We start from the raw sequence: 12,516 nt of genomic DNA, 5'->3' as shown, positions 1-12,516 counted from the left end.
CCCGCTCAGTCCCCGATGGCCTCGCGGAGCAGCAGGACCGTGCCCGGGCAGGAGCGGGGCGGGGCGTTGAGGACCAGGAGTTGGCCGACCGCGCCGGGACGGTCGTACGCCTCCTGGGTGTGGGCGGATTCCGGCGGGAGGGCGTGCTCCTGGAGGCGGCGCAGCGCGGTGTCCAGGTCGGGCACCACCTTCTGCGCCCCGACGACCCAGACCGCCCGCCCGGCGCCGCCGGCGTACGCGGGCAGCCGGTTTCCGGTGCCGGAGGCGGCGACGAGGGAGCCGGTCTCGGTGACCGCGGCGACGCTGCCCACGACGACGTCCGGGCAGGTGACCAGCCGCCGCAGGTCGTCGGCCTCGGCGCTGGGGTCCATGGCCGTCGCCCGGGGCACGACGGCCCGGTACCGGTCGCCGGTGTTGATGTCGTCGTCGATGCCGGACAGCCGCAGCGTCTCGCCGGCCGCGGTGAACACCTCTGCCTTCTCCGGAACCAGCTGCCGGACGCGGGCCCGCGCGGCGGCGGCGTCATCGAGGATCTCCACGGTGAAGCCGTGCTCTCTCAGCGCGGCGGCGGCCCGCTCCAGGCGGTGGTCGGGCGCCTGCTCGGTGAACGACGCCTCCGGCTCCGGTCCCGTGGGGGCAGAGCCCGCCAGCGGGGAGGTGTCGAGGTAGCGGACCTCGTAGACCCGCTCGGCGAACCGCCAGCCGTCCGGTGTGCGCCGGTAACGGTCGTGGTAGACGGCGTGGTTGAGCCCCTGCACGCCGTTCTTCAGGCGCGCGACCTCGTGGATGTAGGCGCGGCCGGTCGCGGTGTCGCCGTCGATCCGGACCGTCCCCGGATGCGTGTTCTGCACGAAGAAGTCCCACTGCTCCTGGAGCCGCTCGCCCCCGGCACGGATCTGCTCCGGGCCGACCAGTTCGACGGGGATGTTCGGCATCCGCAGCACGCCGTCCGGCGTGAACAGCCCGGCGAGGCGGGCGCGGTCGCGCATCATCACCGCGTCGGTGAACTCGGCGCGCAGCGCATCGATCTCGACCCGGTCGGCGATCGCTCGAAAGTCGTCCATCGGTGTCCTTCCCTCCGTCTGCCCGGCACGACCACGCAGCCGTGCGGAATGCGAGGCACGGCGCCCTCCCCTCTACGACCGTCCCGGGCGCCGGAGTGTGACATCGGGGGGAGGGCGTAGGGCTTTCCCCACCCCGCTTCGGCGGCTCGCCGTAGTGCCTGCGGCCGGGGCCGCGTGATCCGCTGGCCGGTACGGAAATCCGGCGGCGGAAAGGGGGACGGACGGATGAAGGTCCGGATCGGATGCTGGGCGTGGATCGCGGCCGTGGTGCAGTTCTTCGCGGTGCAGGCAGTCGTGGAGTCGGCCTGGTCACGGCCGTACAGCTGGGCGCGGAACAACATCAGCGACCTGGGAAACGCCCACTGCGCCCTGCAACGGCAACCCGAGCCACGGTACGTCTGCTCCCCCGACCACGCCCTGATGAACGGCTCGTTCGCCGCCCTGGGCGCGCTCCTCGTCGTCGGCGCCGTCCTGACCGGCCCCCTGTGGCACCGGTCCGCGTCCGCCCTCGCGGCCCGGATCCTGCTGGCCGGGGCCGGTCTGGGCTTCCTGCTGGCCGGGCTGGCCCCCGCGGACGTCCACGAGAACCCGCACGTCCTGGGCGCCCTGCTCATCATGGGAGGCGGCAACATCGCCCTGCTGACGGCGGGCCCCGGCCTCTCGGCGACCGCCGTCCCGCACGCCCTGCGCCGGACCACCCCCCTGCTCGGCCTCACGGGCCTCACGGGCCTGTGCCTCTTCCTCTCCCACCACTACCTCGGCCTGGGCATGGGAGGAATGGAGCGGGTGGCCCTGTTCCCGCTGCTGGTGTGGGCGCTGGGCGCGGGCGCTGTCGGACTGACCCTCCTTGCTCCAGGGCGAGTTGAGGCGGCCGACGTGTAAGGATCGAGGCATGGATGATCTGTGTCTTCGCTCCGCCACCGAAGCCGACCTCGGGCTTCTCGTGCGGCTTCGGGACGAGGCCGCGCGGTGGATGCTCGGGCGTGGGGTGACCGGGCAGTGGCGGCCCGGGGAGTTGGACGAGGAGCACTTCCGGCGGGTCATGGCGGACGGTGAGGTCTGGCTCGCTAAGGCCGGGGGGCGGGTGGTCGGGGCCTGGGAGTTGTGGTGGGAGGACGAGGCAGCCTGGGGGCCGCAGCCGCCCGTGGCCGGGTATGTGCACCGGCTCATGGTCGACCGGGAGGCCGCCGCGCCCGGCACCGGCAGGATGCTGCTGCGGGCCGCCGAGCAGCGGGTGGCCGCGGCCGGGCCGAGCCGGGTGCGGCTGGACTGTGTCGCGGACAACGAGCGGCTGGGCGCCTATTACCGGCAGGCCGGTTACCGGCTCGTGGGCCGCACGGAGGGCAAGCCGCAGCCGGACGGGATGGCCAAGGCGTTCAGCCTGCTGGAGAAGGTGCTGCCCGAGCAGTCGTAGGGCGGACGTATCGCCCCGCTGGGACCGCACGATGCAGCACGGCCGGCCCGCGGCGGCGGCCCGTTACGAGGACTCCCGCGGCACCAGCTTCGCCGGGAGGACCGCGTGCCTGCGCTCCAGGCCCCGGGACGCCATCGGGCGGCGGTCGGCGATGTCCGACAGCAGCAGGTCGATCATGGCCCGGCCCATCTCCTCGATCGGCTGGCGGACGCTGGTCAGCGGCGGGTCCATGTGGCGGGCGATGACCGAGTCGTCGTAGCCGACCAGGGCCACGTCGTCGGGGATGCGGCGGCCCGCCTCGCGCAGCACCTGGCGGGCGCCCGCCGCCATCACGTCCGAGCCGGCGAAGACCGCGTCCAGGTCGGGGGCCTGGTCGAGCAGCGCGGTCATCGCCCGGCGGCCGCCCTCCTCGGTGAAGTCCCCGGGTTCCAGGAGGAGTTCTTCGGGTTTGCGGCCCGCCGAGAGCAGGGCGTCCCGGTAGCCCGCGGCCCGGCACTGGGCGCCGTACACGTCCAGGCGGCCGGTGATGTGGGCGATGCGCCTCCGTCCGCGGGAGAGGAGGTGTTCGACCGCCGCGCGGGCGCCGCCGTAGTTGTCGGAGTCCACCGAGGTGAGCGTCTCGCCGGCCGAGCGCGGGCCGCTGATCACGGCCGGGATCTCCAGCTGGGACAGCAGGTCGGGGAGCGGGTCGTCGGCGTGCACCGAGACCAGCAGGACGCCGTCGACCCGGTGGGCGGCCAGGTACTGGGCGAGGCGCTGCCGCTCCCGGTCGCTGCCCGCGAAGATCAGCAGCAGCTGCATCTCGGTGTCGGAGAGTTCCGCTCCCACGCCGCGCAGCATGTCCGAGAAGTACGGCTCGGTGAAGAAGCGGGTCTCCGGCTCGGGGACGACGAGCGCGATGGCGTCGGTGCGGTTGGCGGCGAGGGCGCGGGCCGCCGTGTTGGGGACATAGCCGAGTTCGGCGACCGCCGCCTCGACCGCGGCGCGGGTGGCGTCGCTGACCCGGGGCGAGCCGTTGATCACGCGGGACACCGTCCCCCGTCCGACCCCGGCCCGGGCGGCGACCTCTTCGAGCGTGGGCCGCCCTCCGCTCCGGCCCCGCCCCGCATGGCTTGCCATGGGCTCCGCCTCTCTCGACCGAGTTCCTGCTCCTGGCTGGAATGTAACAGTCCTGGGGATCGCTCCCCGGGGCCCCGTCCCGCACCGGGCGCCGCACGGACGGCCGGTTTGCGTCTGGCCCTGTCGGCGGACAACGGATGGAATCGGTCCACTTAACGGCCCGATAACCGAACGCCACTCGCGCTGTCCGGTCCCTTGACAGGCCGCCGGGAACCGACGACCCTTCAACTCATCATCGATGGGAGCGCTCCCACCCTACCTGACACATACATATCCCGCACGTTCCCCGCCCGAGCCGCAGCGAGTAACTGAGGGGCCCAACCATGCCGTTGGCCGGGGGGTCGCACGTCAGGGCAACAGGAGGACGCAACATGCGCACACGTACCCGAACCGCCCGCAGGGCGGTGGTCCTGGCGGCAGTCGCGACGCTCGGCGCCGGGCTGCTGTCCGGCTGCGCCAACGACAAGGGCGGCTCCGGTGGCGCCGACGGTGGCGGCAGCGGAAGCGGCAAGACCACGATCACCCTGGGGCTTTTCGGTACGCAGGGCTTCAAGGAGGCCGGCCTGTACGCCGAGTACGAGAGGCTCCACCCCGACATCAAGATCGAGGAGAACGTCACCGAGCGGAACGAGAACTACTACCCGGCGCTGGTCAACCACCTCACCACCAACAGCGGCCTCCAGGACATCCAGGCGGTCGAGGTCGGCAACATCGCCGAGATCGTGCAGACCCAGTCGGACAAGCTGGAGGACTTCTCCAAGCTTTCGGGCGTGAACAAGAGCAACTGGCTGGACTGGAAGTGGGAGCAGGCCACGAAGGACGGCCGCACCATCGGGCTCGGCACCGACATCGGGCCACTGGCGATCTGCTACCGCAAGGACATGTTCCAGAAGGCCGGGCTGCCCACCGACCGGGACGCGGTGGGCAAGCTGTGGGCGGGCGACTGGAACAAGCTGGTCGACGTCGGCGAGCAGTACAAGAAGAAGGCGCCCGAGGGCACCTACTTCATGGACTCCCCCGGCGGTCTGCTGAACGCGATCGTCTCCAGCCTGAAGGAGAAGTTCTACGACGCCTCGGGCAACGTCGTCTACAAGACGAACCCGGCCGTCAGGACCAGCTTCAACATCGCCGCCCGCGCCGCCAAGGACGGACTGGTCGGCTCGCAGACCCAGTTCCAGCCGGCCTGGAACCAGACGATCGCCAACAGCAAGTTCGCGACCGTGGCCTGCCCGCCGTGGATGCTCGGCTACCTCAAGGGCCAGTCGAAGCCGGAAGCCGCCGGCAAGTGGGACGTGGCCCCCGCTCCGCAGGCGGGCGCCTGGGGTGGCACCTTCCTGACCGTGCCGAAGAGCGGCAAGCACGTGAAGGAGGCGGAGGCGCTGGTCGAATGGCTCACCGCCCCCGCCCAGCAGGCCAAGCTCTTCAGCGTCCAGGGCAGCTTCCCGAGCGCGCCGGCCGCCTACGACCTGCCCTCGGTCAAGAACGCCAAGAACGCCATGACCGGTGACGCGCCGATCGGCCAGATCTTCGCCGAGGCCGCCAAGTCCATCCCGCACCAGCCCATCGGCCCGAAGGACCAGATCATCGGGGCCGGCCTCGGCGACAACGGGGTGATCCTCGTGACGAAGGGCACCTCCCCCGAGGACGCCTGGAAGACGGCCAGCAAGACGATCGACAACAACCTGGAGAAGTGACCGGCATGTCCAGGACGATCGACAACACCCAGGAGAAGTGACCGGTATGTCCCGGCACGACACCGCCGCGTCCCCGGTGCACGACCGGGGCGCGGCCCCCGCCCGCGCTGTTGCGGACCCCGTGTCCCCGGCCGAGACCAGGCGCCGGGCCCGGCTGTCCCGCCGGTGGCAGCGGGACCTGCGCTGGAGCCCGTACGCCTTCGTCTCCCCGTTCTTCCTGCTCTTCCTCGCCTTCGGCCTGTTCCCGCTGGTGTACACCGGCTGGGCCTCGCTGCACACGGTGGAGCTGACGGCGCCCACCGACATGCAGTGGGCGGGGATGCACAACTACATCCGGATCTTCGACGACGACTTCTTCTGGAACGCGGCGAAGAACACCCTGACCATCGGCATCATCTCGACGGTCCCGCAGCTGCTGATGGCGATGGGGCTCGCCCACATCCTCAACTACAAGCTGCGCGCGTCGACCTTCTTCCGGGTCGCGATGCTCGCGCCGTACGCGACCTCGATCGCCGCGGCCTCGCTGGTCTTCGTGCTGCTCTTCGGGCGTGACTACGGGATGATCAACTGGGCGCTGCACTTCGTCGGCGTCGACAAGATCGACTGGCAGAACGACAAGTGGTACTCGCAGATCGCGGTGTCCTCCGTCGTCATCTGGCGCTGGACCGGCTACAACGCGCTGATCTACCTGGCGGCGATGCAGGCCGTACCGCACGACCTGTACGAGTCGGCGGCGCTGGACGGCGCCAACCGCTTCCAGCAGTTCTTCCATGTGACGCTGCCCCAGCTGCGGCCGACGATCCTGTTCACGACGGTGGTGTCGACGATCGGCGCGAGCCAGCTGTTCGGCGAGCCGCTGATGTTCGACTCCATCAAGGGCGCCTCCGGTGGTACCGACCACCAGTTCCAGACGCTGGGCCTGTACCTGTACGAGCAGGGCTGGGTGAACCAGCACCTGGGCCGGGCCTCCGCCATCGCCTGGACGATGTTCCTGATCCTCATCCTGATCGGGGTCGTCAACTACGTCATCTCGCGCCGGCTGCGCGCCAGCAGTTAGGAGAACCAGCCGTGACGACGACCCTGACCAACCCCGCCGGCGAGGCGCCGCCCGAGACGGCGCGGGCCCGGCGGGCCAAGGCCGGGCGGGCCGGCGGGCAGCTGCACGCCGGGCCGGTGACCCACGCGGTCCTGGTGCTGTTCACCATCGGCTCGCTGTTCCCCCTGGTGTGGACGGCGATCGCCGCCTCCCGGGACAACAACCGGCTGGCCGAGACCCCGCCGCCGTTCTGGTTCGGCTCGAACCTGATGAACAACCTCCAGGTGGCATGGACGGACGCCAACCTGGGCAAGGCGTTCGTGAACACCACGATCGTGGCGGGCACCTCGGCGCTGACCATCGTGTTCCTGTCGACGATCGCCGGCTTCGCCTTCGCCAAGCTGCGCTTCAAGGGCCGTAACGCCCTGATGCTGGTGGTGATCGGCACCATGATGGTGCCGCCGCAGCTCAGCATCATCCCGCTGTTCATGATGGTGGCCAAGCTGGACTGGTCCGACCAGTTGCAGGCGGTGATCCTGCCGTCGCTGGTCAGCGCGTTCGGTGTGTTCTTCATGCGGCAGTACCTGGTGCAGGCGCTGCCGGACGAGCTGATCGAGGCCGCCCGGGTGGACGGTGCGAGCAGCTGGCGCGTGGTGTGGCACGTGGTGTTCCCGGCGGCCCGGCCGGCGATGGCCGTGCTCGGCATGCTGATGTTCGTGCAGTCCTGGAACGACTTCCTGTGGCCGTTCCTGGTGCTGTCCCAGAACGGCAACCCGACCGTGCAGGTCGCCATCGCGGGGCTGGGCCGCGGCTACACCCCGGACCAGTCCCTGATCATGGCGGGTGCTCTGCTCGGTACGCTGCCGCTGCTGCTGGTCTTCGCGATCTTCGGCAAGCAGATCGTCGGCGGCATCATGCAGGGCGCGGTCAAGGGCTGAGGCCCGCCGCACCCGGGCCGGGGCAGCACCGCCCCGGCCCTCCTCCCGTCCCTCTCCTCCCGTCCCTCCCCTTCTCACCGTCGTCTCGTCGACCCTCTATGGGAGCGCTTCCATGTCTGAGTCCGCCACTTTTCCCCCCGCCTTCCTCTGGGGCGCCGCGACCTCCGCGTACCAGATCGAGGGGGCGGTGCGGGAGGACGGCCGTACGCCCTCGATCTGGGACACCTTCAGCCATACGCCGGGCAGGACGGCCGGCGGCGACCACGGTGACATCGCTGTCGACCACTACCACCGCTGGCGCGAGGACGTGGCGCTGATGGCGGAGCTGGGCCTGACCGCGTACCGCTTCTCCGTCTCCTGGCCGCGGGTGCAGCCGACCGGCCGGGGCCCCGCGGTCCAGGTGGGCCTGGACTTCTACCGCCGGCTGGTGGACGAGCTGCTCGCGCACGACATCAAGCCCGCCGTCACCCTCTACCACTGGGACCTGCCGCAGGAGCTGGAGGACGCGGGCGGCTGGCCGGCCCGGGACACGGCCCTGCGCTACGCCGAGTACGCGCAGCTCGTCGGCGAGGCGCTGGGCGACCGGGTCGAGCAGTGGATCACGCTCAACGAGCCCTGGTGCAGCGCCTTCCTCGGGTACGGCTCCGGGGTGCACGCGCCCGGCCGTACCGACCCGGTGGCGGCGCTGCGCGCGGCCCACCATCTCAACCTGGGGCACGGGCTGGGCATCTCGGCGCTGCGGGCGGTGATGCCGGCCCGCAACTCGGTCGCGGTCAGCCTCAACTCCTCGGTGGTCCGGCCGGTTTCCCAGGACCCGGCGGACCTGGCGGCGGTCCGGAAGATCGACGACCTGGCCAACGGGGTCTTCCACGGGCCGATGCTGCGCGGGGCGTATCCGGCGACGCTGCTGGAGGCGACCTCCTCGGTCACCGACTGGTCGTTCGTGCTCGACGGCGATCTGCGCGCCATCCACCAGCCGCTGGACGCACTCGGCCTCAACTACTACTCGCCCACGCTGGTGTCGGCGGCGGACAAGGCGCCCGCGGGTCCCCGCGCCGACGGCCACGGGACCAGCTCCTTCTCGCCGTGGCCGGGCGCGGACGACGTGGCCTTCCACCAGACGCCGGGCGAGCGCACCGAGATGGGCTGGACGGTCGACCCGGCCGGTCTGCACGAGCTGATCATGCGCTACAGCCGTATGGCACCCGGGCTGCCGCTGTACATCACGGAGAACGGCGCGGCCTACGAGGACAAGGTGGACGCCGACGGCCGGGTGCACGACCCGGAGCGCATCGCCTATCTGCACGGCCATCTGTCGGCGCTGCGCCGGGCGATCGCGGACGGGGCGGACGTCCGCGGGTACTACCTGTGGTCGCTGCTGGACAACTTCGAGTGGTCGTACGGCTATGCCAAGCGGTTCGGCCTGGTGCACGTGGACTACGCGACGCTGGAGCGGACGCCGAAGTCGAGCGCCCGGTGGTACGCGGAGGTGGCCCGCACCGGGTCGCTGCCCGAGGTGCCGGCGGCCTGACCCGGCCCGCTCCGCCGGAGCCGGCGGTACGGCGTTCCGGGTGGGGGGACGCCGTACCGCCCTGCCTTCTTTGCCGGCCGGGCGTGGGTCGCGTCCCGGTTTCCCGGCACCATGCCGAAGCCCCGGCACGCTCCCTGGACCAGGGGCGTGCCGGGGCTTCGGCGTTGAGGTGTGCCCTGCTCAGCCGATGGTGTACGCGTTGTACACGGTGGTGGTCGAGGTGTCGTGGTGCGTGTCGGTGACCGTCGAGCGCAGGCCGACGCGGCCGGAGCCCGGGTTGTGAACGGCCATGGTCCACTTGCCGCCGGACAGCTTGGTGGTGGCGGCGTGCCAGGTCGTGCCGCCGTCGGTGGTGTACCACGCCCGCACGGACTGCACGGCGTCCGACAGCTGCGTGATGGTGCCGTCGTTCGTGCCGTTGCGCTGCATGCCGAGGACGACGGTCGTGGTCGACCCGGGGGCCGCCTGGTTCCTGTTGTTGAGCGCGTTGGGCCAGAAGCGGGTGATGTAGTCCCGGATCTGCTGGTTCTTGCCGGGGTCGGCGTAGAAGTGCAGGGACAGGCTGGCCGTGGTGGACAGCGAGCCGGACGGCAGGCTGCCGCGCCGGGCCGAGGTGTCGAGCGTGTACCAGCCCGCGCCGGGCAGCTTCGGCTGCCCGTCGATCTCCTGGCCGGGGCCGTACTTCTGCGAGTAGAGCGTCTTGCCCGCGTGGGTCAGCTTCACGCTGCCGGCGGCCAGCGTCCCGCCGGCCGTCAGGGTCGGGTCGGCGAACATGTTGAAGGACCCCAGGTACAGCTGCTTGTACCAGGTGTAGGGCAGCTGACCGCTCGGTCCCCAGACCGCGTGCCCGAGCGTCAGGGACGTGGTGTGGCCCGCGGCGTAGGAGTGCCAGCCGCCGTAGACGAAGTCGTTCGCCTGCTGCCCGACCTGCCACTGTCCGGCCGGGAGGTGGGCGGTGAAGGAGTTGGGCAGGTGGCGCTGGAAGGTCAGCGAGTTGGGTCCCCAGGAGCAGGAGCCGCCGCTCTCGGAGGAGTAGTCGAAGGAGAAGCGGGCCTGGCCGCTGTCCGGGCCCGAGCGCGCGGACACCTTCAGGGTGGTCAGCGCGGACTGCCGGAGCGTCGCGGACACCCCGGACGGCACGCCGCCGGTGTGCATGCCGGACGCCACCCAGAAGTCCCCGCCGGTCTCCGACCGCGGCTGGTAGGTGGTGCCGTACGCCAGCTGGTACGCCTTGCTGCCGGTCGGAATGACGTACAGCTCGCCCGCCGGTGCCGAGGTGCCCATGGAGGCCGGGCCGTTGTCGGCGGCGCAGACGTAGGCGCTGACCGTGTGGTCGTAGCCGCTGCCCGGGTTGGGGCTGAGCGAGACCTTGACCGCGCGGCCCTGCCGGGCGTCGAACGTGGTCTTGGTCGTCCCGGAGACGGTCACGTTGTGCCCGCCGACGGTCGAGGCCTCCCCGGTGGCGTCGGTGATGGTGGTGACCAGCTCGTAGCTGCCGGCGGGCAGTGAGGTCGCCTTGTTGCTGTCGATGAAACGGAAGTCGTTCGTCTTCGTGTTGTAGACCGCCACCTGCGCGAAGACCGGCTTGCCGGTCCGGTCCAGCGTCGTGACGGTGAGCGATCCGCCCGCGGCCGACGCCGTCGAGGCACCGGCCAGCAGAAGCGGCGCGAGGACGGTGACGACACTCGCGGCAGCTGTGGTTCGCCGCATGAGACCCCCCAATAGGTACGCGACAAAAGCGAGTCACCGTAGCGCGCCCGCTTCCGCCGCCGTGCTCCGGGGGGTGCCCGTGCGCCCGGCGGCCCCGGCAGGGCACTCCCGTCACCGTCATCCCGCTACGGGTGGCCGAAAATCGACGGTCTGGAGTCGGCCATTCAACGACCACCAGTCTGCGGGAGCGCTCCCACGCCAGAGTGGGAGCGCTCCCGCAGGCACCCGATCGAACACGCCGTTCGACTTGATCATCTACTCCCGGCCACACCCCCTGAACCCGGAATTCCGCATCGCCGGCCACCCCGGAATACCCCTCCATTTCCGCCGCGGAACAGCCGGAAAAGAAGCCGATCCGGCCAGTTCTCGGCAATTCAATAATTCCGAGAAATTATCGACTCCGGCGATAGGGAGGTGATAGCTTCGCACCGTTGATCCAACGGGGAGAGTTCGTCATGGAGATATCCGCGAACGTACTGGGATCCTCAGCCGTGCCGCAGACCTACGTCGGCCAGCTGGTCAGAACCTGACACCGGTCCCGCACCGGTCCTTCCACGCTTCACGGCAATCGCTCGGCGATGGCTCGGGGAAGCCGCCGAGCACGTTTCTCGCGCGGCCGCTGAAGGCTGCCGGAAATTCACCCTGTCGGCCGGATAAACCACCGGCCGGCTGATCCAGAGGGGGATACGTCCATGCCCACGGACATACCCACGGAACGCAATCCGGAGCCCGCACCGGGCGCATTCACCCACGGCGCCTCGGTGCGCGCCGCCTGGCTGGCGGGGAAGCGGCCCCCCGCGGCCCCGCAGCGGCAGGAGACCGCGCTGCGGCCCGACGTGCCGCTCGCCACCGCCCATGTCGCCGACAACCTGGACCTGGTCGGCAAGATCTACCAGGAGTCCGTGTTCCCGAGCGTCCAGCGCGTCGCCCAGGGCGAGCGCCTGGACGCACCGCTCGTGGTCGACCTGGACCCCACCACGGTGTGCGACCTGGCCTGCCCCGAGTGCATCAGCTCCAACGTGCTGCACCACGGGCAGTTGTCGAAGGACCGGATCGTCGAACTGGCCGAGGAGCTGACGCAGACCGGCGTACGGGCCGTCATCCTCATCGGCGGCGGGGAGCCGCTGCTGCACCGGGCCATCGACACCGTGATCGAGACACTGCACGGGGCCGGCATCCGGATGGGACTGGTCACCAACGGCACCCAGATCCACCGCCATCTCGACCAGCTGGCCGGGATGCTCTCCTGGGTGCGGGTGTCGGTGGACGCCGGTACCGAGGAGACGTACCCGCTGTTCCGGCCCAGCCGCGGCGGGCGCAGCGTGTTCCCGCTGGTGACGGAGAACATGCGGCTGCTCGCCGGCCGCAAGAAGGGCCGCCTCGGCTACTCGTTCCTGCTGATGCAGCGCTTCGCGGCCGACGGCACCCTGGAGGCCTCCAACTACGGCGAGGTGTACACGGCGGGCCGGCTGGCCAAGGAGCTGGGCTGCGACTACTTCGAGCTGAAGGCGATGCTCGACCAGGACCACTTCACCGTGAACCAGGACGACCGGTACATCGACCAGGTCGACGAGCAGTGGCAGCGCCTGAAGGAGCTGGAGGACGACTCCTTCCACCTGCTGCGGTCCTCCAACTGGGAGGCGGTGCGGCACGGCGCGGACCCGCACCAGCCCAAGGAGTACGCCACCTGCTCCGTGGCGGAGCTGCGCACCACCGTGACCCCGACCGGGGTCTATGTCTGCCCCTACCACCGCGGCAACGACAAGGGGCGGATCGGGGACATCCGGGACATGTCCTTCACGGAGCTGTGGCAGAAGGCCGACACCACCGTCATCGACCCGCGCCGGGACTGCCGGTTCCAGTGCGCCCGGCACGGCACCAACACCGCGATCGGCGGCCTCGCCGAGCCGGGCCGGCCGGTCACCCTCGTGCCGGACTTCGACCCCTTCATCTGACCGTGCCCCGAACCGTTCTCTGAACCGTTCGCCGACCGGAAGGAAAGACACCACT

10 protein-coding genes are annotated in these 12,516 nt (G+C 70.7%); 7 read left to right on the top strand and 3 right to left on the bottom strand.

From position 1 onward, the window contains the following. Positions 1-5 precede the first annotated feature (5 nt). A complete protein-coding gene (locus ACWCV9_RS15620; protein WP_450787022.1) occupies positions 6-1,064 on the bottom strand; it encodes a nuclear transport factor 2 family protein in 1,059 nt (352 codons plus the stop codon). A 225-nt stretch (positions 1,065-1,289) separates the two neighbouring features. Between ACWCV9_RS15620 and ACWCV9_RS15615 the strand changes: the two genes are divergently transcribed. Next, positions 1,290-1,946, top strand: a complete 657-nt coding sequence (locus tag ACWCV9_RS15615) for a DUF998 domain-containing protein (RefSeq protein ID WP_450787020.1) — start codon at positions 1,290-1,292, stop codon at positions 1,944-1,946. A 10-nt stretch (positions 1,947-1,956) separates the two neighbouring features. Further along, positions 1,957-2,478, top strand: a complete 522-nt coding sequence (locus ACWCV9_RS15610) for a GNAT family N-acetyltransferase (protein ID WP_450787019.1) — start codon at positions 1,957-1,959, stop codon at positions 2,476-2,478. A gap of 63 nt (positions 2,479-2,541) precedes the next feature. On the opposite strand, the gene ACWCV9_RS15605 is transcribed toward ACWCV9_RS15610, so the two are convergent. Further along, positions 2,542-3,597 (bottom strand): LacI family DNA-binding transcriptional regulator, encoded by a 1,056-nt coding sequence (locus tag ACWCV9_RS15605; RefSeq protein ID WP_450787018.1) that lies wholly within the window; start codon positions 3,595-3,597, stop codon positions 2,542-2,544. A 371-nt stretch (positions 3,598-3,968) separates the two neighbouring features. Between ACWCV9_RS15605 and ACWCV9_RS15600 the strand changes: the two genes are divergently transcribed. The 4 genes from ACWCV9_RS15600 (at position 3,969) to ACWCV9_RS15585 (ending at position 8,796) form a co-directional block, all read left to right on the top strand. Beyond that, positions 3,969-5,291, top strand: coding sequence for an ABC transporter substrate-binding protein (locus ACWCV9_RS15600; protein ID WP_450787017.1), 1,323 nt, complete (start codon positions 3,969-3,971; stop codon positions 5,289-5,291). 46 nt (positions 5,292-5,337) lie between these two features. Continuing rightward, positions 5,338-6,348 carry a carbohydrate ABC transporter permease gene (locus tag ACWCV9_RS15595; protein WP_385843858.1) on the top strand — a complete coding sequence of 337 codons (1,011 nt, stop codon included), beginning with the start codon at positions 5,338-5,340 and terminating at the stop codon, positions 6,346-6,348. A gap of 11 nt (positions 6,349-6,359) precedes the next feature. Beyond that, on the top strand, positions 6,360-7,265 hold the full coding sequence (locus ACWCV9_RS15590; protein WP_450787015.1) for a carbohydrate ABC transporter permease: 906 nt from the start codon (positions 6,360-6,362) through the stop codon (positions 7,263-7,265). A 112-nt stretch (positions 7,266-7,377) separates the two neighbouring features. Further along, positions 7,378-8,796: a GH1 family beta-glucosidase gene (locus tag ACWCV9_RS15585; protein WP_450787014.1), complete on the top strand. Its 1,419-nt coding sequence runs from the start codon at positions 7,378-7,380 to the stop codon at positions 8,794-8,796. Between the two features lie 180 nt (positions 8,797-8,976). Here the strand turns inward: ACWCV9_RS15585 and ACWCV9_RS15580 are convergent, their stop codons facing one another. Beyond that, positions 8,977-10,506: a hypothetical protein gene (locus ACWCV9_RS15580; protein ID WP_450787012.1), complete on the bottom strand. Its 1,530-nt coding sequence runs from the start codon at positions 10,504-10,506 to the stop codon at positions 8,977-8,979. Between the two features lie 692 nt (positions 10,507-11,198). Here ACWCV9_RS15580 and ACWCV9_RS15575 point away from each other — a divergent pair. Beyond that, positions 11,199-12,461: a radical SAM protein gene (locus tag ACWCV9_RS15575; RefSeq protein ID WP_450787010.1), complete on the top strand. Its 1,263-nt coding sequence runs from the start codon at positions 11,199-11,201 to the stop codon at positions 12,459-12,461. Positions 12,462-12,516: the final 55 nt, after the last annotated feature.

Source organism: Streptomyces sp. NPDC001606 (genome assembly GCF_053596835.1).
The sequence above is the reverse complement of the archived record's forward strand: the minus strand, read 5'-3'. Positions and strand labels throughout refer to the sequence as shown.